Below are 20,089 nucleotides of genomic sequence, written 5' to 3'. Positions count from 1 at the left end.
GCCGCCATGCGCGTACGGCTCGGAAACCCGGTCGACCTCGACGCCTTCCGCCGCGAGGCGCGCCAATTGCTGGCGAAAGGCGTGCCGCCCGACCATGTCGAATGGAGCGACGGCGCGCAGGGCGACGGCGGCGCCGACCTGTTCGCGGACGCGCCCGCCGGCGGCCTGTTCGAGCCCATGCTTTCGCCGCCGCCGGCCGGTGCCGCGCGCCAGCCGGTGCCCGCGTCGTTCCTCGCCCTGTGTGCCGACGTGATCCTGCACCGCGACGCCGGCCGCCTGGGGCTGATGTACCGGCTGCTCTGGCGCCTGGTGCACGAACCGGCCCTGCGGCACGACCCGCTCGACGCCGACATGCTGCAGGCCCGGCAGATGGCCAAGGCCGTGCGCCGCGACATCCACAAGATGCGCGCCTTCGTGCGCTTCACGCGCGTGGAAGGCGAGCAGGGCGAGCGCCACGTGGCATGGTTCGAGCCCGACCACCGCATCGTGGAAGCCAACGCGCCGTTCTTCGCGCGCCGCTTCGCGCAGATGAACTGGGCCATCCTCACGCCCGAGCGCTGCGTGGCGTGGGACGGGCAGGCGCTGACTTTCCGCGAGGGCGCCGACCGGCGCGAGAAGCCGCCGCCGGACGCCGGCGAGCAGCTCTGGCTGGTCTACTACGAGCACATCTTCAACCCCGCGCGCCTGAAGCTCGCGATGATGCGCCGCGAGATGCCGACCCGCTACTGGCACAACCTGCCCGAAGCCGCGCTGATCCAGCCGCTGGCCGAAGCGGCGCAGGCGCGCAGCCAGTCGATGATCGACGCGCCGGCCACGCCCGCGCGCCGCATCCGCGCTCCGGTGCCGCTGCACCCGCTGCCGGCCGACCGCGCGGCGCCCGCCAACCTCGATGAACTGCGCGCGGCCGCGCATGCGTGCCGCGACTGTCCCATCGGTGCGCTCGCCACGCAGGCCGTGTGCGGCGAAGGGCCCGTGGGCGCGCAGCGCATGCTGGTCGGCGAGCAGCCCGGAGACCAGGAAGACCTGGCCGGGCGGCCCTTCGTCGGGCCGGCCGGCCAACTGCTCGACCGTGCAATGGCGCAACTGGGCCGGCCGCGCGGCACGGTGTACCTGGCCAATGCCGTGAAGCATTTCAAGTACGAACTGCGCGGCAAGCGCCGCATCCACAAGACCGCCGGCCAGCGGGAGGCCGAGGCCTGCGCGCACTGGCTCGAAAGCGAAATCGCGCTGGTGCGCCCGCAGGCGCTGGTGGCGCTGGGCGCGACGGCCGCACGCGCCTTGCTCGGCCGGCCGGTGGCGATGCAGGCCGAGCGCGGCGCGTGGCTGCACGAGCGCGCCGATGGCCGGCCCGTGTTCGTCACGCTGCACCCGTCCGCGCTGTTGCGGCTGCCCGACGCCGAGCGCGCCGCCGCCTACGAACGCTGGCTGGCCGACCTGGCCGGTGCATTCGAGAGTCCCCAAGGCGACAGCGGCGAAATCCACTCGGCCCCGGCGCGAGTACTTGAGCCATAGGCAAGCGTCCCAGCCGGGCGCCGCCGACTACGCCATTCGGCGAGTAGACGCTTGCGGCCCCGGTTTTGACAATTCCGACGCCCGTATTCCAAAGTCCGCGATCAGAACGAGGGGGAAGGAAAGCATGCCGATGACCACGCTCAAACAGGGTTGGCGAGGAGCCGACGTCCGCCGATTGCAGGAGGCACTCAACCGCAAGCTGCAGCCCAGCCCCAGGCTCGCCACCGACGGCGACTACGGCCCGCTCACCCGCGCGGCAGTGCTGCGCCTGCAGGCCGCGCATTGGCTGGTGGAAGACGGAGAGGCCGGCCCCTGCACCCAGAACGTCGCGTTCGACGGCGAGGGCGACGCGCCCGTCCTGCATCCGGTCGCGCTGATCCCGCCGCCCGCCGCCGCGCTCTGCTGGGCCGCCGGCGTTGCGATGATGACGCGCTCCAGCGTGCAGGCGGTGGTCGCGCGCACACCGGCCGAGCTGGTCGCGGCCGACGGCGGGCTGCAGGATTTCGTCGACACGCACGACGCGGACATGAAAGTCGGCCGGCGTTTCGCCGCCGCGCACGGCCTGGAAGTGCGCCCGCCGCCGCCGTGGTCGCTGAAGGCGCTGCGTGCGGCGCTGCAGGAGGGGCCGCTCATGTTCGACATGCTGTGGGGCACCAAGAAAGGCTACCCGGCCGACGCCGGCCGGCCGGGGCACATGGTCGTCATCGCGGGCATCCGGGGCGACGACGACCCGAGCGGGCGGGGCACCACGCTGCGCATCCTCGACCCCTGGCCGCCGCAAAAGGGCGCGCGCAGCTCGGTCACTTTCTTCAAGTGGCTGCAGAGTGCCAGCTCGCGCACCTGCCGGGTGTTCCACAGATAGCAAGAGAAATCGCCGATTCCCGCCATCCGTCCGGCGGGCTCGCCGCCTCCTTGCCTTCCAGGGGGCGATGCGACAATCGCCCCGCCATGACAGACACCCTCACGATCACCCGCCCCGACGACTGGCACCTGCACGTGCGCGATGGCGCCGCCCTCGAAGCCGTCGTCCCCCACAGCGCGCGCCAGTTCGGCCGCGCGCTGATCATGCCGAACCTTCGCCCCCCCGTGACCACCGCCGCGCAGGCCGTGGCGTACCGCGACCGCATCCGCGCCGCCGTGCCCGAAGGACTGGCCTTCGAGCCCGTGATGTCGCTCTACCTGACCGACAAGCTGCCGCCCGAAGAAATCGCGCTGGCGGCTGAAGCCGGCGTGCGCGCGCTCAAGCTCTACCCGGCCGGCGCCACCACCAACAGCGATGCCGGCGTGACCGACATCCGCCACACCTACAAGACGCTGGAGGCCATGCAGAAGCACGGCCTGCTGCTGCTGGTGCACGGCGAAGTGACCGACCCCGCCATCGACCTGTTCGACCGCGAAGCCGTGTTCGTCGACCGCGTGATGATTCCGCTGCGCCGCGACTTCCCCGAGCTCAAGGTGGTGTTCGAGCACCTGACCACCAAGGAAGGCGCCCACTACGTGCGCGACGCCGACCGCTTCACGGCAGCCACCATCACGGCGCACCACCTGCTCTACAACCGCAACGCCATCTTCACCGGCGGCATCCGCCCGCACTACTACTGCCTGCCCGTGCTCAAGCGCGAGACGCACCGCGTGGCGCTTGTGGAGGCCGCCACCAGCGGCAGCGACCGCTTCTTCCTGGGCACCGACAGCGCGCCGCACCCGGCCCACCTGAAGGAACACGCCCTCGGCTGCGCCGGCTGCTACACCGCGCTCACTGCCATCGAGCTGTACGCCGAGGCCTTCGACAACGCGGGCGCGCTCGACAAGCTCGAAGCCTTCGCGAGCTTCAACGGCCCCGACTTCTACGACCTGCCGCGCCACGCCGACACCGTCACGCTCAAGCGCGAAAGCTGGACCGTGCCTGAGACCGTGCCCTACGGCGACGCAACGCTCAAGCCGCTGCGCGGTGGCGAGACCATCAACTGGAAGCTGGCATGACGCCCACACCGCGCGTGATGCTGCTGATCGACGCCGACAACGTCTCGGCCGACGTGATCGAGCAGGCCGTGCAGCGCACGATGGACGAATACGGCGCCATCCACGTGCGCCGCGCCTATTGCAACGCCGAGATGGCCGTCAACCGGCAGGCGATGTTCAAGCGGCTGTCGGTGCGGCCGATGGTCAACCTCTCGACCGGCAAGAACAGCACCGACATCGCGCTCGCGGTCGATGCCATCGACCTCGTCATCGACGAGCGGCCCGACGTGGTGGTGCTGGTGTCTTCCGACTCCGACTTCGCGCCGCTGGTGATCCGGCTGCGCGAAAAGGGCTGCCGCGTCTGCGGCATCGGCCAGCGGGGCAAGACGGGCGAAGAGACGGTCGGCATCTACGACGCGTTCATGGACCTCGAGCACCACGCCAGCGCGAAGCCCGCGGCCCGCACCGCCACCGCGAAGAAGACGGCCGCGGCCAAGACCGCGCCCGCCGCCAAGAAAACGGCTGCGAAGAAGGCCGCCACCAAGACGGCGGCCCGCAAGAGCAGCACCAAGGCGGCCAAGCCCGCACCCGCGCCGCAACCGCAGACCTCCGAGGCTGCCGAGTTCATCCTGCAGGCCGTGCCCGCGCTGCGCACTGGCAAGGACGTGCCGCTGAACGACGTGGCGCAGGCACTGCGCGCGGCGGGATTGCTGGGCAAGCACGGCAGCTCGCTCAAGCTGTTCGACAAGCTCACGGCGGAATTCGCGGTGATGCAGCACCCCGACCGCATCCGCTGGACGGACGCGCCGGCGTCTTGACCCTGCCGGCGGTCGACTGGGCGCAGCCCTGGCTCGCGCCCTACCGTGTCCATGGCCAAGCCGTGGCGCAGGCCGCTTCGGCGCATGGCTCGGTCGCCGCGGCGCTGCAGGGCGCCAGGCCTGCCCATGCACCCGTGCCCGACTTCGTGCAGCAGCATGCGCTGCCCGCCGGCCAGGCCTACGAGGCCCACATCTTCCAGACCCGCACGGTGCCCACGCGCGACAACCTGCACGACTTCTTCAACGGACTCGTCTGGCTCGCGTTTCCGCTGGCCAAGCGCCGCCTCAACGAGTTGCAGGCGGGCGAGATCGCGCGCCACGGCGTCGCGGCGGTGCGCGGCCCCTTGCGCGACGCGCTCACGCTGTTCGACGAGAACGGCGCCGTGCTCGACGCACCGCCCGCGCTGTGGCAGGCGCTGGTCGCGCGCGACTGGCATACGCTGTTCGTCGCGCGGCGCGAGTTGTGGGCGCAGGCGCGGCTGCTGGTGTTCGGCCATGCGCTGCTCGAAAAGCTCGCCGTGCCGCGCAAGCCGATCACCGCGCACGTGCTGCTGACGCACGCGATACACGACGCGGCTGGCGCCGTTGCCTTCGACGACGCGCGCATGGCGCAGGCGCTCGACCCGGCACGGCTTGAGCGCAAGCCTTTCGTGCCGCTGCCGTTGCTCGGCGTGCCCGGCTGGTGGCCCGGCAACGAGGCCGCGTCTTTCTATGACGACCCGCAGGTTTTCAGGCCTTTGCCGGAGCGGGGAATACACGGGCGCTAGAACTTTTGCTCCTATCATGGTTGCCACCTCCATGCAGCGCACGGGTTGAAGTGAGCCCCGCGGCCCTTATCTGGATGGAAGCGTTCCCCACGGAGAATCCAACTTGAAACGTATCCTTCTGTTCGTCCTGACCAATGTGATGGTCGTCGCGGTGCTCGGCGTGGTCGCCAGCCTGCTGGGCGTCAATCGCTTCCTCACGGCCAACGGGCTCAACCTCACGGCGCTGCTCGGCTTTGCGCTGGTGATGGGTTTCGGCGGCGCGATCATCTCGCTGCTCATCAGCAAGCCCATGGCCAAGTGGACCAGCGGCCTGCACATGATCGACAACCCCCAGACGCCCGACGAGGCCTGGATCGTCGGCACGGTGCGCAAGTTCGCCGACAGGGCCGGCATCGGCATGCCCGAGGTCGGCATCTTCGAAGGCGAGCCCAACGCCTTCGCCACCGGCGCGTTCAAGAACTCGTCGCTGGTGGCGGTGTCCACCGGCCTGCTGCAGAACATGACGCGCGAAGAGGTCGAGGCCGTCATCGGCCACGAGGTGGCGCACATCGCCAACGGCGACATGGTCACCATGACGCTCATCCAGGGCGTGATGAACACCTTCGTCGTGTTCCTGTCGCGCGTGATCGGCTATGCGGTCGACAGCTTCCTGCGCCGCGGCGACGACCGCAGCTCGGGCCCCGGCATCGGCTACTACGTGAGCACCATCGTGCTCGACATCGTGCTGGGCTTTGCCGCCGCGATGGTGGTGGCCTGGTTCTCGCGCCACCGCGAGTTCCGCGCCGACGCCGGCGCCGCCGCGCTGATGGGCCAGAAGCAGCCGATGATCAACGCGCTCGCGCGCCTGGGCGGCCTGCCTGCCGGCGAACTGCCGAAGGCTGTGGAAGCCATGGGCATCACCGGCAGCATGGGCAAGCTGTTCGCCACGCACCCGCCTATCGAAGAGCGCATTGCCGCGCTGCAGAACGCGCAGCGCTGAACGAACGAGGGGCGGCAAATGCCGCCCCCGCCAGTCGATTTATGTTTTTTGCAGCGCCACCTTCGGGTGGCGTTTTTTTGGGGTGCTCAGTCGGCGCTTGGCGCGGGCGCGGCTTCGGGCTCGGCAGCGGATTCGGCGACCGGCTCCGCTGCCGCAGCCGCTGCAGCAGCTTCGGCAGCCGCCTGCGCCGCCTTCTGGTCGTTGCGCACGCGTTGCAGCGTGCGCGTCACCTCGCCGTGCTTCATGCCGTACATGTCGGCAAACTCCTGTTCGGTGCGGCCGCTGGCCTCGAAGGCGCGCAGCAGCGCTTCGCGCTTGGCGGCCTGCTGGGCGAGTTCGGCCAGGGCTTCGTCGACCACGGCGTTGTTGTTCTGGTCGCGCGAGCGCACCAGCACCGCATAGGCTTCGCGGTCGAGGCCCGATGCTTCGATGGCCTTGGCGATGCGCGCCACCAGTTGCGGGCGCAGGTCTTCGCCGCCCGGGTTGCGCTGCTGGCGGCGGCGGTGCAGCTCTAGGATGGCGTGGTGCACATGTTCGGGCGCTACCGGGTCGAGCGCATTGCCGTCGAGGTCATGGCGGGCCAGGCCGGCGGCCACGGCCTCGAGGTAGCGCGTGGAGCGCGCATGCTGGCCCATCGCGATCTTCAGGTCTTCGGCCTTGAAGTCCTCGGGGTGGCGCGCCAGCAATTCTTCGTACACGCCGAGCTTCAGCGGCACGAAGCGCGCGCCGAAGAGTTGCGGGTACAGCTCGAACAGGCGTTCCAGCACCGGGCTGACCTTGCGCGGGGCGCGCTGCGGCTGTTGCTGCTGTGGCGCCTGCGCCTTCTGTTGCTGCTGCTGGCGGGGCTGCTGCGGGCGCTGGTTGCGGCCGCCGCCGTTCTTCTGCCGGGGCGGGCGCACGTCCTGGCGCGGCTGTTGGGGTTGCTGATGCTGCCGAGCGGGCGCTTCGGCGGTGCCCGTGTCCGCGTCTGCGCCGGTCTTCAGCTGCTTCAGCTGGTCGGCCATGTCCAGTTGCTGGCGCCGGGGAGGGCGTGCGTTCGTCTTCGGGGTGGCGGTGGAAGCGTCGGTCATGCGGGGCGCGGTGGAATGAAATGGAAAAAAAGAATGCCGGCGGTGCGCGTTCAGCGCGGCCGGAACATCCTGAAGAGATTGTCGGGGCTGACTTCGAAATAGTCGGCCGGCCCGCCGCCGCGCAGGATGGGCTGCGCCGCGGCGGTGTCGTAGATGCCGTCCTTCAGCAGGCGGCGCGCGATGTGCACGCCCACCACTTCGCCGAGGATCAGCCAGGTCTGCACCGGCACGCCGTCCACGCCTTCGAGCTGCAGGATCTGCGTGAGCCGGCATTCGAAGGACACGGGGCTTTCGGCCACGCGCGGCACGGCGATGGTCCGCGAGGCGGCGGTCTGCAGGCCGGCCAGCTCGAACTCGTTCACCTCGGGCGGCACGGCCGCGCAGGAGCGGTTCATCTGCTCGGCCAGCGGGCGCGTCGCCAGGTTCCAGCCGAACTCCCGCGTCTGGCGGATGTTGTGCAGGCTGTCCTTGGCGCCGATGCTCGCGAAGCCGACGATGGGCGGCGTGTAGTTGAAGGCGTTGAAGAAGCTGTATGGCGCGAGGTTGAGCACGCCGTTCTCGTCCTGCGACGAGATCCAGCCGATGGGGCGCGGCCCGACCATCGCGTTGAACGGGTCGTGCGGCAGGCCGTGGCCCTTGGCGGGCTCGTAGAAGTGGAAGTCGTCGTTTGCCATCGATGTCCTCAGTGGCTCAGGGCCGATGCACGCGCGGCCTGCCGGCCGATCAGCAGCCGGAACGGCAGCAGCATCAGCACGCCGACGCCCAGCTTCACCGCCAGGTCGCCGAGCGCCCAGGTGAGCCAGGGGCCGTCGGTGCCCGCGAAGGCGATGCCCCAGAACACGATGCTGTCGAGCACCGCGGCGATCACCGTGGCCACCAGCGGCGCGCGCCACCAGAGGCCGCGCCGGAGCCGGTCGAACACGCCGATGTCCAGCAGCTGCGAGGCGATGAAGGCCAGCCCCGAGGCCGCCGCGATGCGCACCGGCGCGAGCAGCAGCGACACGCCCACGGCGACCGCAAAGCCCACCCACGCCACGCGCCGCGCCATGCCGGGACCGAAGCGCCGGTTGACCAGATCGCTCACGAGGTAGGCCACCGGATAGGTGAAGGCACCCCAGGTCAGCCAGTCGTTGATGGCGAACTGCACCAGGATGTTGGAGGCGAGCACCACCGCGGCCATCGCCAGCGTGCCGGCGATCAGGTGGCCCGTCGTGGGCAGCTCGAAGGAGGTGGTGGCCTGCCGCATCAGACGTTCGCCGTGCGTTCGCGTTCCGATTCGGCGAGCACGCTGTGCGCCACGGCCTCGGCCACCTTGATGCCGTCCACGCCGGCCGACAGGATGCCGCCCGCGTAGCTCGCGCCTTCGCCGGCGGGGTAGAGGCCGCGCACGTTCAGGCTCTGGAAGTCGTCGCCGCGCGTGATGCGGATGGGCGACGAGGTGCGCGTTTCCACGCCGGTGAGCACCGCGTCGTGCGTGTCGAAGCCCTTGATCTTGCGGCCGAAGGCGGGAAAGGCCTCGCGCATTGCCTCGATGGCGTAGGCGGGCAGCGCCTTGTGCAGGTCGGTCGGCGTGACGCCCGGCTTGTAAGAAGGGATCACGCTGCCCAGTGCCGTGGAGGGCTTGCCGGCGATGAAGTCACCCACCAGCTGGCCGGGCGCGCGGTAGTCGCCGCCGCCGAGCACGAAGGCATTGCTCTCCAGCTCGCGTTGCAGCGCGATGCCGGCCAGCGCGTCGCCGGGGTAGTCGCGCGGGTCGATGCCCACCACGATGCCCGCGTTGGCGTTGCGCTCGTTGCGCGAGTACTGGCTCATGCCGTTGGTGACCACGCGGCCCGGCTCGCTGGTGGCCGCGACCACGGTGCCGCCGGGGCACATGCAGAAGCTGTAGACCGAGCGGCCGTTGCTTGCGTGGTGCACCAGCTTGTAGTCGGCCGCGCCCAGCAGCGGATGGCCCGCATGGCGGCCCCAGCGCGCGCGGTCGATCAGGCCCTGCGGATGCTCCACGCGGAAGCCGATGGAGAACGGCTTGGCCTCGATGTGCACACCGCGCTTGTGCAGCATCTCGAAGGTGTCGCGCGAGCTGTGGCCCAGCGCCATCACGACGTGGTCGGCGCGCAGCTCGCTGCTCTGGCCGGTCGTCTGGTCGAGCACGGTGAGCCCGCGAAGGTGGCCGTCTTCGATGTGCACGTCGGTCACGCGCTGCTCGAAGCGGATCTCGCCGCCCAGCGCCACGATCTGCTCGCGGATGTTCTCGACCACCTTCACCAGCTTGAAGGTGCCGATGTGCGGATGCGCGACGTAAAGGATTTCAGGCGGCGCGCCGGCCTTCACGAACTCTTCCATCACCTTGCGGCCGAGGAAGCGCGGGTCCTTGATCTGGCTGTAGAGCTTGCCGTCGGAGAAGGTGCCGGCGCCGCCTTCGCCGAACTGCACGTTCGACTCCGGGTTGAGCACGCTCTTGCGCCACAGGCCCCAGGTGTCGCGGGTTCGCTGGCGCACGGTCTTGCCGCGTTCGAGCACGATGGGCCTGAAACCCATCTTTGCGAGCATCAGCGCCGCGAAGATGCCGCAGGGGCCGAAGCCGATGACCACCGGCCGCGACGTGCCCTCTGGGGCATTGGCCGGCGGGGTGTAGCGCATGTCGGGCGCGCCCTGGATGTGCGGATGGCCTGCGTGCTTGGCGAGCAGGCTGGCCTCGAGCTTCGCATCGGCCAGTTGCACGTCGCAGATGTAGACCGTGAGCAGCTCGGCCTTGCGCGCGTCGAAGCTGCGCTTGTAGACGGTGTGGGAGGCGATCGCGTCGAGCGGAACGTCGAGCGTCCTGGCGATCAGTGCGACCAGCGCGTCGGGCGCGTGGTCCAGCGGGAGTTTGAGTTCGGAGATTCTCAGCATGGCGTGGGGCTTGTGACTATCAAGCAGCCGGCCATTTTAGCTTCCCCGTTTCGGGAACACCGCGGAACCGGCTTCGCCGGGCCGCTGGTGTTGCCCCCGGAAGGGGGTTGGCGAAGCGACACGAAGTGCGCGCAGCCCGGGGGCGAGCCAAGTTATGCGGGCAGGAAGCCTTCTACCGACAAGTACCGTTCGCCCGTGTCGTAGTTGAAGCCCAGCACCACCGCATCGGGTGCCAGCGAGGGCAGCTTCTGCGCGATGGCCGCGAGCGTGGCGCCCGACGAGATGCCGACCAGGATGCCTTCCTCTTGCGCGCAGCGGCGGGCCATTTCGCGCGCCGGTTCGGCGTCGACCTGCAGCACGCCGTCGAGCAGCGAGGTGTCCAGGTTCTTCGGGATGAAGCCCGCGCCGATGCCCTGGATGGGGTGCGGTGCAGGCGCGCCGCCGGAGATCACGGGCGAAGCCACCGGCTCCACCGCGAACACCTGCAGCTTCGGCCACTTCTTCTTGAGCACCTTCGCCACGCCGGTGATGTGGCCGCCCGTGCCCACGCCGGTGATGAGCACGTCGATGCCGTCAGGAAAGTCGGCCGCGATTTCCTCGGCCGTGGTGCGCACGTGCACGTCGACGTTGGCGGGGTTGTTGAACTGCTGCGGCATCCACGCGCCGGGCGTGCCGGCCACGATTTCCTCGGCGCGGGCGATGGAGCCCTTCATGCCGTTGGCGCGCGGCGTCAGGTCGAAGGTGGCGCCGTAGGCCAGCATCAGGCGGCGGCGTTCGATGGACATGCTGTCGGGCATCACCAGGATCAGCTTGTAGCCCTTGACGGCCGCCACCATGGCCAGGCCGATGCCGGTGTTGCCCGATGTGGGCTCGACGATGGTGCCGCCAGGCTTGAGCGCGCCGCTCTTCTCGGCGTCTTCGACCATCGCGAGCGCGATGCGGTCCTTTATGGAGCCGCCGGGGTTGGCGCGCTCCGACTTGATCCACACCTGCTGCTTCGCATTGCCGAACAGGCGGTTGATGCGCACGTGCGGCGTGTTGCCGATGGTCTGGAGGATGTTCTGGGCCTTCATGGGAATCTCCTTGGATCGATGCGTTTGTCGGACAGACAGCGCGCATTGTGAGACCAGCCCGAAGGCACGCCCGGGCAGAGGCGATAATCGAGCCGTGAAGCACGCCAGACCGCCGCTGGTGCAAGTGCCGAAAGGCCGCACTGGAGGAACGTCCGGACTGCACAGGACAGCGCAGGAGTTAACGACTCTCCACCGTGAGGTGAGGATCAGAGCAACAGAGACGAGCCGATTGAGTTCGGGTGAAACGGGCAATCTCTGCGCGCAGCAACACCAAGTAGGCCAGTATCGAGGTGGTTCCGCTGAGCTGGCGGGTAGGTGGCATCGAGCCGTTTGGTGACAAACGGCCCAGAGTAATGGCGGTCACGCCGGAGGTTTCGCAAGAGGCCTCCGGTGCACAGAATCCGGCTTATCGGCGAGCTTCACACTTTTCTTCCTTTCCCCTTTTTTCGCGTTCTTGCGCCCTCGGCCCCGGCCAAGGGCGGGCGTAAGCCTTGCCGCCAGCAGGGATTGGTAGTTACCCGTACAATCGATAGCATGCTAATTAATAGCCGGCTATCGTGACCAACCCGACCACCCCCCAACCGATGCGTGAACCGACGCGCGAACAGGCGTTGATGCGCCTCGGCACGTCGCTCGCGGTGCTGCAGCGCGGCTACCGCGCCGCGGCCGACAAGGCGGTGGCGCATGTCGGCGTGTCGCAGACGCTGGCCTACCCGATCGTGATGCTCGGGCGCATGAACGGCGAAGTGCGCCAGGGCGTGCTGGCCGAGGCGCTGGGCATCGAAGGGCCGTCGCTGGTGCGCTCGGTCGACCAGCTGGTGGAAGCCGGCCTCGTCGAGCGACGCGAAGACCCGGCCGACCGCCGCGCCAAGACCCTCCATCTCACCGAAGCCGGCAAGGCCGTCTGCGAGCCCATCGAGGCGGCGCTGTCGCTGATGCGGGTGTCGCTGTTCGACGGCGTGCCCGACGAAGACGTTGCCGCCTGCCTGCGCGTGTTCTCGGTGCTCGAAGAGCGCATGGGCGTTCGCACCGTGCAGAGCCTGCCGCCGCAGCAGCCATCGCAGGAAGGACGCAGGTAGATGTCCGCGTTCAGCCTGCCGCGCTTCAGCCGCGCGGAGCTTCTCTTTTCCGGCAAGAGCTTCGCCGCCGCCATGCTGGCGATGTACCTTGCCAGCCGCGCCGGCCTGCCGCGCCCGTTCTGGGCGCTCATGACCACCTACGTCGTCGCCCATCCGCTGGCCGGCGCGGTGCGCTCCAAGGCGGTGTACCGCTTCTGCGGCACGCTCATCGGCAGCACCGCCACGGTGCTGCTGGTGCCCGCGCTGTCCAACGCGCCCGAACTGCTGACGCTGGTGCTCGCGCTGTGGGTCGGGCTGTGCCTGTGCATCTCGCTGTTCGACCGCACGCCGCGCTCCTACGTGTTCATGCTCGCTGGCTACACGGCCGCGCTGATCGGCTTTCCTTCCGTGCAGACGCCGCTCGCGCTGTTCGACACCGCCGTGTCGCGCGTCGAAGAAATCGGCCTCGGCATCTTCTGCGCCACGCTGATCCACAGCCTGGTGCTGCCCGCGGGGCTTGCGCCGACCGTGCTGGGCCTGCTCGACCGCACGCTGCTCGACGCGCGCAAGTGGCTGGGCGACCTGCTGCAGCCTGCCGCCCGCAGCGGCGGCAATGGCGGTAACGGTGGCGACCCCAAGCGCCTGGACGACGACCGCCGCCGCCTCGCCGGGGACATCACGCAGCTGCGCCTGCTCTCCACCCACGTGCCCTTCGACACCACGCACCTGCGCTGGACGGCCGGTGCCATCCGCGCGATGCAGGACCGCGTCGCTGCGCTCACGCCCGCGCTGTCCGCCGTCGAAGACCGCCTGCAGGCGCTGGTGCAGGCCGAGGGCCGGCTCGCCCCCGATGTGACCGCCGTGCTCGCGCAGGCCGCCCAGTGGCTGCGCGAAGAGGCCGAGCCCACCGGCGGCACTGGCGGCGATGCGGCAACCCGCGCCGGGCGCCTGCAGGCCCTGCGCCGCGCCATCGACACGCTGAGCGCCACGCCCGCGAACGCGCAGCAGCAGACTTCGTGGGGCCGCGCGCTGCGCATCGGCCTCGCGGGGCGGCTCGAAGAACTCGTCGACGGCTGGACCGCCTGCGCGCAACTGCGCCAGGACATCGACGACGGCCTGAAGGGCGCCGCGCCGCTGCGCCGCACCGCCGCGCTCGGCAGCCGCGTGCTGCACCGCGACTACGGCATGGCGCTGCTGTCGGCGCTGGCCGCCGTCATCGCCATCTGCCTGTGCGGCGCGTTCTGGATCCTCACCGGCTGGCCCATGGGCTCGGCCGCGACCATGATGGCCGCCGTCTTCTGCTGCTTCTTCGCCACCATGGACGACCCGGTGCCGGCCATCCACGGCTTCCTGAAGTGGACGCTGTGGTCCGTTCCGATCTCGGCGCTCTACGTGCTGGTGCTCATGCCCCTGGTGCAGGATTTCGGCATGCTGGTGCTGATCTGCGCGCCGCTCTTCCTGCTGCTGGGCCTGTATTTGCCGCGCCCCACGCATTTCATGGCCGCGATGGCGCTGATCTTCGGCGTGTGCGGCACGCTGGCGCTGCACGACACCGCCAGCTCCGACCTCGTGAGCTTCATCAACAGCATGATCGGCCAGATCGTCGGCGTGGTGGTCGCGGCGCGCGTCACCCGGCTGGTGCGCTCGGTGGGCGCCGACTGGAGCGCGCGGCGCATCCAGCGCGCCACCTGGCGCGAACTGGGCGACATGGCCGCGTCTTCGCAGCCGCAGTACGCGCAGAGCGATGCCTATGCCGTGCGCATGCTCGACCGCATCGGCCTGCTGGCGCCGCGCATCGCGCAGGCTGGCGGCACCGTCGAAGGCGTGGCCGCGAACGACGCGCTGCGCGACCTGCGCATGGGCGCCGACATCGCGGTGCTGCAGCGCGTGCGCACGCAACTGCCGATGAGCACCTCGGCCGCGCTGCTGGGCGGCATCGCACGCTTCTTCCGCCAGCGCGGCGAAGGCCGCATGAATCCGCGTCCGGCCGAGCTGCTGCCGCAGATCGACGAAGCGCTCAACGCGGTGCTCGATGCGCCGGCTTCGGGTGCGCCCGCCGCCTCGCGCTCTGCCGTCACCGCGCTGGTCGGCCTGCGCCGCAACCTGTTCCCCGACGCGCCGCCCGTGCTGGCCGGCGCACCCATTCAAGGAGCTTCCGCATGATCGGCGAAGCAAGTTTCTACGGCCTGTACCTGCCCTGGATCATGGTGCTGGCCCTTGGCGCGCTGCTGGCGCTGTGGGCGGTGCGCCGCCTGCTGGCCGCCACCGGCGCCTACCGCTGGGTGTGGCACCCGGCGCTGTTCGACATGGCGCTGTACCTGCTGCTGCTCTACGCGCTGAGCCGCGTCTCCTCCTACTTCCAATAAATAACGAGATTCCAATGAAAGCCGCCCGTTCTTCTTCCGACAACCCCTGGGCCCAGCGCCTGGGGCGCGTTCTCTTCACCGTGCTCGTGGTGGCCGCCGCCGTCTGGGCCGGCCTGCGACTGTGGGACCACTACGAGCTTGCGCCGTGGACGCGCGACGGCCGCGTGCGCGCCAACGTCGTGCAGATCGCGCCCGACGTCTCGGGCCTCGTCACCTCGGTGCCGATCCGCGACAACCAGTCGGTGGCCGCCGGCACGCTGCTGTTCGAGGTGGACCGCGCGCGCTACGACCTCGCCGTGCGCCAGGCGCAGGCCGCGCTTGCCGCGCAGCGCGCCATGAGCGCACAGGTGCAGCGCGAAAACGCGCGCAACGTTGGCCTCGACGACCTGATCTCGAAGGAGTCGCGCGAGCAGACCCGCTCGCGTGTCGAGCAGATGCAGGCGGCGGTTGCGCAGGCCGAGGTGGCGCTCGATTCGGCCCGCCTCAACCTGCAGCGTGCCGAAGTGCGCGCGCCCACCGGCGGCCTCGTCACCAACCTCGACCTGCGCCAGGGCAGCTACGCCGCGGCGGGCCGCCCGGTGCTCGCGCTGGTCGATGCGCAGTCGTTCTACGTCGAAGGCTATTTCGAGGAAACCAAGCTGCCGCGCATCCACCTCGGCGACCGCGTGCGCGTCACGCCCATGGGCGGCGGCGCGGTGCTCGAAGGCGCGGTCGACAGCGTGGCCGCCGGCATTGCCGACCACGACCGCTCCACCAGCGCCAACCTGCTGCCCAGCGTGAACCCGACCTTCAACTGGGTGCGGCTCGCGCAGCGCATTCCGGTGCGCATCAAGCTCGATCCGCTGCCGCAGGGCGCGCGCCTCGTCGCGGGCCAGACCGTCACGGTGCAGGTGCTGGAGAACAAGCCGGCGCACAACGCAGCCGCATCGGCCACGGCGCCGCAGCAGAAGGGATGAACGACATGACCAGCTTCGCATTCCGCCTCGCATCGCTGGCCGTCGCCGCCGGGCTCGCGGCCTGCGCGGCGGTCGGCCCCGACTACCACCAGCCGCCCGAGGCGCTGGCCAGCCAGAGCGCCGCCGGCAAGCCCTTCGCCGAAGCGCCGGCCGACGCCGCGCCGCTGCCGCCGCATTGGTGGCGGCTGTACCACGACCCGCTGCTCGACAAGCTGGTAGAGCAGGCGCTCGCGCACAACACCGACCTGCGCCAGGCCGTGGCCAACCTCGAGCGTGAACGCGCCATCGAAGACGAAGTGGCCGGCGCCAAGTACCCCGGCATCGGCGTGAACGGCGGGCCTTCCTACGGTCACGTGTCGGGCCTGTCGCTGCTGCAGAAGGGCTACGAGCCGCCGAACACCTTCAACTACAGCGCGGGTGCTTCGCTGTCCTACCAGGTCGACCTGTTCGGCCAGATCCGCCGCGCCATCGAGGCCTCGCAGGCCAGCACGCAGGCGGCCGAGGCCGCGCTCGACCTGGTGCGCGTGAACGTTGCCGCCGGCACCGCGCGCGCCTATTCCGAAGCCTGCTCGACCGGCCTGCGCCTGCAGATCGCGCAGAAGTCGGTGTCGCTGCAGCAGGACGCGGTGAACGTCACCGATCGCCTGCAGCGCGCGGGCCGTGCCGGCGCCATCGACGCGGGCCGCGCGCGTGCGCAACTGCAGCAGCTGAATGCCTCGCTGCCGCCGCTGAAGGCCGAGCGCCAGGGCGCGCTCTACCGCCTTGCCACGCTCACCGGCGCGCTGCCGCAAGACTTTCCGCGCGAGGTGGCCGACTGCACCGTGCCGCCGCGCGTGGCCGGCGTGCTGCCGGTGGGCGACGGCGCCGCGCTGCTGCGCCGCCGCCCCGACATCCGCCAGGCCGAGCGCAGCCTTGCCGCATCGACCGCGCGCATCGGCGTGGCCACGGCCGACCTGTATCCGAAGATCACGCTGGGGCTCTCGGGCTCCTCCGTCGGCCATGCCGACGGCTTCGGCCGCAAGGACACCTTCGCCTGGAGCCTGGGCCCGCTGATCTCGTGGACGGTGCCCAACACCGGCGTCGTGCAGTCGCACATCGCACAGGCCGAGGCCGGCACGCGCGCCGCGCTCGCCAGGTTCGACGGCACCGTGCTCACCGCACTGCGCGAGACCGAGACCGCGCTGGCCACCTACGCCCGCGAACTCGACCGCCGCGCCGCCCTGCAGGCCTCGCGCGACGAAAGCGCGAAGGTCGCCGCGCAGGCGCGCCAGCTCTACCAGAACGGCCGTACCGGCTACCTCGATTCGCTCGACGCCGAGCGCTCGCTGGCCGCCAGCGAAGCCGCGCTCGCGGCCAGCGAGGCGCAGCTCTCGGACGACCAGGTGGTGCTGTTCATGGCCCTGGGCGGCGGATGGGAACCCGACACCGCCACCACGAAGCAATGACCGCCGCCGCCGCCGCGACGCTCAGCGCGTGAAGAGCCAGCCGCCCTTGGGCTGGCGCATCAGCTCGTGCCGCTTCACGGTGTGTTCCTCGCCGTCGTCGCCCACGTAGACCACCTCGAAGCGCAGCAGCTTCGGCGAGACCATCTTCCAGTTCTGGATGCGCTTGACCGTCACGCAGGAGGTCTTGTCGTGGAACTGCATCTCCGTCATCGGGCCGCCCTGGAAGCCGTTGCCCTCGAACAGCCGGCCCGGCGCGGCAAAGGGGTTGAGCACCGCGCCGTTGTGCGCGGTGATGCAGCCCTCGGTCCGCACGAAGGACTCGATGGTCGGCGACGCGCTGCGCACCACCTTGCCCACCGCGGGGCTAGGCGCCTTGCCGCCGATGGCCTCGCGGATGCGCTCGACCTGTTCTCCGGTGATGGGGGCGAGGCCGTCCTTCGAGATCACGGGCGGCGGTGGCGGTGCCGCCGGTGCCGTCGGCGGGGCGGGTGAGAAGTAACTGCAGCCCGTCACCAGTGCCAGCGGCAAGGTGAGGGCAAGGGCGGCGCTCGGTGATCCGAACTTCATGGCTGAGTCTCCTGTCGGCGGCGCTGTGAGGCCGCAGGCTGAAAATTGCAGGCCGCGAACATGCGGTGCATCGTCGGGGGTCGTCCTCTTCCGTTCGATCGTCTTTGTCTCGTGGTTGTGGTTTTTGTCGTCGTTCAGAAGCGTTCCTGGGGTGCCAGGTAGCGCCACTGGCCGGGCTGCAGCCCCGCCAGCGGCACGCGGCCGATGCGGATGCGCCGCATCGCCAGGATCCGCAGGCCCACGTTGTCGCAGATGTGGGCAATCTGCCCCGGCTGCGCTCCCTTGAGCGCGAAGCGCAGGCCGGTCTGTTCGTCGCTCTGGCGGCCGATGCTCACCCGCGCGGGCGAGCGCTCCAGCCGCGCCAGTACCTCGGGGCTCACCGGGCCGGCCACGTCGACCATCACCTCGTGCTCGAGGATGCCGGCGTCTTCGTGCAGCTTGCGTTCGATGCGGAACTCCTGCGTGTACGCGACCAGCCCGCTGGCGCCGGTCTCCAGCGGCGTCATGCATTGCTGCCCCTTCGCATGGGCCGGCAGAAAGCGCTGCCCGGCACGCTCGGGCTCGTGGTGGTTCGCGGCCACCAGCAGGCTGTGCGCCTTGTCGGTGGGCATGCCGGCGGGCTTGTAGAGCAGCAGCGTGACGGGAAGGATGGGCTGCGGCCTGGCGCCGGCCTCGATCTCGACCTGCTGCCGAGGCAGCACGCGCGACTGCGGCAGCATCTGCTGCACGCCGTCCACGCGCACCGCGCCGTTCTCTATCAGCAGTTCGGCTTCGCGGCGCGACACGCCGGCCATTGCCGCCACGCGCTTGGCCAGGCGAATGCCTTCGCCGTCGTCTTTTTCAGGGGTGCTTCTGCTCATCGGGCCGCATTCAGTTGCTGGATGCGCGCCACATGCGCGGCCAGGGAGCGTGCCGCCACGGGCCACATGCGTTCGGGCACGTCGTCGTAGGCGATGGGGAGCCATTGCTCGGGCGTGCCGTCGGGCAGCTTCTGCATGGCGGCGGCGATCTTGGCCTCGCGCTTCATGCGGTGCGCCTTGAGCATCGAGATGGCGGTGCGCGCGAAGCCGATCACGTAGCCGTGCGCCGGCAGGATGAATTCGACGCCGCCGGCCTCGCAGGCCGCGTCGAGCTTGTCGAGCGAATCGAGGTAGGCCGTCATGTCGCCGTCGGGCGGGTCGACCACCGTAGTGCTGCCGTTCAGGATGTGGTCGCCGGAGAACAGCAGGCCGTCTTCCTCGAGCAGCAGGCACAGGTGGTTGGCCGCATGGCCGGGCGTGTGGATCACGCGCAGCGTGTGCGTTAGGGCGGTGCCTTCGGGCGATGTGCCCGAGAGCTCGAGGCGTTCGCCGTCGTCCAGTTCGCGTTCGGGCGTGAAGCGCGCCGTGGCACGCGCGGTCGGCCGCGAGGCCAGCCCGAGGATCGGCGGCCTCGTTTCCTTGCACAGCGCCTGCAGCGGCGCGGCACCGGGCGAGTGGTCGGCATGCGAATGCGTGCAGACGATCATGCGGATGTCGCCATGCGTGGCGCGCCACAGGCGGCCGATGTGGTCGAAGTCGTTCGGGCCCGGGTCGATGACGATGTAGCCGGTGGCGGCGTCGCCCACGATGTAGCTGTTGGTGCCGGGACCGGTCATGACGCTCGGGTTGGGCGCGGTGAGGCGCATCACGTTCTTCAGCAGCGCGACCGGGTGCTCGCTCTGCCAGTCGAGCGCATGTGCGATCTGGCCGTCGGGGCACACCAGCGCGAGTTCGCCGAAGGGCGACTCGTGCTCCATGTAGCGCGCGTCCTCGCCCTTGAGCAGGCCGGCGCGCGGGCAGCTGGTCCAAAGCGGCGCCTCGCCGGCATCGCCCGGCGCGCAGGCCGCGAGCACCGCGTCGACGCTGGCATAGGCCGCCATGCGCTGCAGCGTGCGCACGGTCGGGAAGATCATGAAGAAGCTGCCCGCCGCGTGGCGCGAGAGCGCATCGGCCGGGCGCACCCAGCAAGGCTCGAACTGCTCGCTCTCGTCGGCCGTGGGCGTCTGGCCCTCGGGCATGCGCGCCACCAGGAACGGCACGTCGAAGCGCTTGGGCAGGTCGCGGTCGGTGATCCAGTGCGCGAAGGTGAACACTTTGTCGGAGTCGAGCACCAGGCCGCGCGCGGCGCACTGGTCGGCGAAGGCAGTGCCGGCCGTGTCGGCGCGGTCCATGGCGGCGATGTCCGCGGCGCTCACGGGGCGGCCGTCGGCATGGTGCGCGAGCAGGATGCCGAGCTCTTCGAATGCCTCGCGAATGGCTGCGATGGCCTGCGTGCGCTGCACCCGGCTTTGCGTCGGGCGGCGGGCGGCGATGCGCTTGGCGGCTTCGTCGGCCGCGTCGATGTGGCCGCCGGGGAACACATAGGCGCCGGGTGCGAAGCTGGCGGTGGCCGAGCGGCGCGTCATCAGCACTTCGATGCCGGCGGCGGTGTCGCGCAGCAGCAGCACTGTGGCTGCCGCGCGCACGGGCGCGGGCTCGCGTGCGGGGTGAATTTGTTGGGTGGAACGGACCATGGGGAGATTATCGGGAGCAGGTGCTGTGCGCGTGTGTCGCGCATAAGCTCATGTGGATTCGGGCATGAGTGCCGCGCCACAATTCGCGCCTGCA

At 70.1% G+C, this 20,089-nt stretch carries 19 protein-coding genes and 1 other RNA gene; 12 read left to right on the top strand and 8 right to left on the bottom strand.

What is annotated here, in order from left to right; genetic code table 11:
• The first annotated feature begins 6 nt into the window (after window positions 1-6).
• The 6 genes from ACQY8B_RS20165 to htpX all read left to right on the top strand — a co-directional run bounded on the left by ACQY8B_RS20165 (window position 7) and on the right by htpX (window position 6,035).
• Window positions 7-1,512, top strand: coding sequence for a UdgX family uracil-DNA binding protein (locus ACQY8B_RS20165; RefSeq protein WP_422088328.1), 1,506 nt, complete (start codon window positions 7-9; stop codon window positions 1,510-1,512).
• A 130-nt stretch (window positions 1,513-1,642) separates the two neighbouring features.
• Window positions 1,643-2,374, top strand: coding sequence for a peptidoglycan-binding protein (locus ACQY8B_RS20160; RefSeq protein WP_422088327.1), 732 nt, complete (start codon window positions 1,643-1,645; stop codon window positions 2,372-2,374).
• Window positions 2,375-2,460: 86 nt separating this feature from the next.
• On the top strand, window positions 2,461-3,492 hold the full coding sequence (gene pyrC / locus ACQY8B_RS20155) for a dihydroorotase (protein WP_422088326.1): 1,032 nt from the start codon (window positions 2,461-2,463) through the stop codon (window positions 3,490-3,492).
• A complete protein-coding gene (locus tag ACQY8B_RS20150; protein ID WP_422088325.1) occupies window positions 3,489-4,289 on the top strand; it encodes an NYN domain-containing protein in 801 nt (266 codons plus the stop codon). The genes pyrC and ACQY8B_RS20150 overlap by 4 nt, the downstream gene beginning before the upstream one ends.
• Window positions 4,286-5,056, top strand: a complete 771-nt coding sequence (locus ACQY8B_RS20145; RefSeq protein ID WP_422088324.1) for a DUF3025 domain-containing protein — start codon at window positions 4,286-4,288, stop codon at window positions 5,054-5,056. Before ACQY8B_RS20150 ends, ACQY8B_RS20145 begins: the two co-directional genes overlap by 4 nt.
• Window positions 5,057-5,159: 103 nt before the next feature.
• Window positions 5,160-6,035 carry a protease HtpX gene (gene htpX, locus ACQY8B_RS20140; protein ID WP_422088323.1) on the top strand — a complete coding sequence of 292 codons (876 nt, stop codon included), beginning with the start codon at window positions 5,160-5,162 and terminating at the stop codon, window positions 6,033-6,035.
• Window positions 6,036-6,121: 86 nt separating this feature from the next.
• On the opposite strand, the gene ACQY8B_RS20135 is transcribed toward htpX, so the two are convergent.
• The 5 genes from ACQY8B_RS20135 to cysK form a co-directional block, all read right to left on the bottom strand.
• On the bottom strand, window positions 6,122-7,105 hold the full coding sequence (locus ACQY8B_RS20135) for a ProQ/FinO family protein (RefSeq protein WP_422088322.1): 984 nt from the start codon (window positions 7,103-7,105) through the stop codon (window positions 6,122-6,124).
• Window positions 7,106-7,155: 50 nt separating this feature from the next.
• Window positions 7,156-7,779 (bottom strand): flavin reductase family protein, encoded by a 624-nt coding sequence (locus ACQY8B_RS20130; protein WP_422088321.1) that lies wholly within the window; start codon window positions 7,777-7,779, stop codon window positions 7,156-7,158.
• A gap of 8 nt (window positions 7,780-7,787) precedes the next feature.
• The gene (locus ACQY8B_RS20125; protein ID WP_422088320.1) at window positions 7,788-8,351 is read right to left on the bottom strand and encodes a VUT family protein; all 564 of its coding nucleotides are present in this window, start codon (window positions 8,349-8,351) and stop codon (window positions 7,788-7,790) included.
• The gene (locus ACQY8B_RS20120) at window positions 8,351-9,997 is read right to left on the bottom strand and encodes an NAD(P)/FAD-dependent oxidoreductase (RefSeq protein ID WP_422088319.1); all 1,647 of its coding nucleotides are present in this window, start codon (window positions 9,995-9,997) and stop codon (window positions 8,351-8,353) included. Before ACQY8B_RS20120 ends, ACQY8B_RS20125 begins: the two co-directional genes overlap by 1 nt.
• A 152-nt stretch (window positions 9,998-10,149) precedes the next feature.
• The gene (gene cysK, locus ACQY8B_RS20115) at window positions 10,150-11,070 is read right to left on the bottom strand and encodes a cysteine synthase A (RefSeq protein WP_422088318.1); all 921 of its coding nucleotides are present in this window, start codon (window positions 11,068-11,070) and stop codon (window positions 10,150-10,152) included.
• 96 nt (window positions 11,071-11,166) lie between these two features.
• On the opposite strand from cysK, the gene rnpB reads away from it, so the two are divergent.
• The 6 genes from rnpB to ACQY8B_RS20085 all read left to right on the top strand — a co-directional run bounded on the left by rnpB (window position 11,167) and on the right by ACQY8B_RS20085 (window position 16,895).
• An RNA gene (rnpB, locus tag ACQY8B_RS20110) (RNase P RNA component class A) lies at window positions 11,167-11,495 on the top strand.
• Between the two features lie 159 nt (window positions 11,496-11,654).
• On the top strand, window positions 11,655-12,149 hold the full coding sequence (locus tag ACQY8B_RS20105) for a MarR family winged helix-turn-helix transcriptional regulator (protein ID WP_422088317.1): 495 nt from the start codon (window positions 11,655-11,657) through the stop codon (window positions 12,147-12,149).
• Window positions 12,150-14,291 (top strand): FUSC family protein, encoded by a 2,142-nt coding sequence (locus tag ACQY8B_RS20100; RefSeq protein ID WP_422088316.1) that lies wholly within the window; start codon window positions 12,150-12,152, stop codon window positions 14,289-14,291.
• Window positions 14,288-14,494 carry a DUF1656 domain-containing protein gene (locus ACQY8B_RS20095; protein WP_237678649.1) on the top strand — a complete coding sequence of 69 codons (207 nt, stop codon included), beginning with the start codon at window positions 14,288-14,290 and terminating at the stop codon, window positions 14,492-14,494. The genes ACQY8B_RS20100 and ACQY8B_RS20095 overlap by 4 nt, the downstream gene beginning before the upstream one ends.
• A 14-nt stretch (window positions 14,495-14,508) precedes the next feature.
• Window positions 14,509-15,450 carry an efflux RND transporter periplasmic adaptor subunit gene (locus ACQY8B_RS20090; protein WP_422088315.1) on the top strand — a complete coding sequence of 314 codons (942 nt, stop codon included), beginning with the start codon at window positions 14,509-14,511 and terminating at the stop codon, window positions 15,448-15,450.
• Window positions 15,447-16,895 (top strand): efflux transporter outer membrane subunit, encoded by a 1,449-nt coding sequence (locus tag ACQY8B_RS20085; protein WP_422088314.1) that lies wholly within the window; start codon window positions 15,447-15,449, stop codon window positions 16,893-16,895. Before ACQY8B_RS20090 ends, ACQY8B_RS20085 begins: the two co-directional genes overlap by 4 nt.
• A 21-nt stretch (window positions 16,896-16,916) precedes the next feature.
• Here ACQY8B_RS20085 and ACQY8B_RS20080 read toward each other — a convergent pair whose 3' ends face one another.
• From ACQY8B_RS20080 to ACQY8B_RS20070, 3 genes are all read right to left on the bottom strand, one after another.
• The gene (locus ACQY8B_RS20080) at window positions 16,917-17,462 is read right to left on the bottom strand and encodes a hypothetical protein (protein WP_422088313.1); all 546 of its coding nucleotides are present in this window, start codon (window positions 17,460-17,462) and stop codon (window positions 16,917-16,919) included.
• 134 nt (window positions 17,463-17,596) lie between these two features.
• Window positions 17,597-18,322 carry an RNA pseudouridine synthase gene (locus ACQY8B_RS20075; protein WP_422088312.1) on the bottom strand — a complete coding sequence of 242 codons (726 nt, stop codon included), beginning with the start codon at window positions 18,320-18,322 and terminating at the stop codon, window positions 17,597-17,599.
• Window positions 18,319-19,995: an MBL fold metallo-hydrolase gene (locus ACQY8B_RS20070; protein ID WP_422088311.1), complete on the bottom strand. Its 1,677-nt coding sequence runs from the start codon at window positions 19,993-19,995 to the stop codon at window positions 18,319-18,321. The genes ACQY8B_RS20075 and ACQY8B_RS20070 overlap by 4 nt, the downstream gene beginning before the upstream one ends.
• Window positions 19,996-20,089 lie beyond the last annotated feature (94 nt).

It is taken from the genome of Variovorax sp. (genome assembly GCF_965279555.1).
Classification (GTDB): domain Bacteria; phylum Pseudomonadota; class Gammaproteobacteria; order Burkholderiales; family Burkholderiaceae_C; genus Variovorax.
Note: the sequence above shows the minus strand (reverse complement) of the source record. Positions and strands in the feature narration are given on the sequence as shown.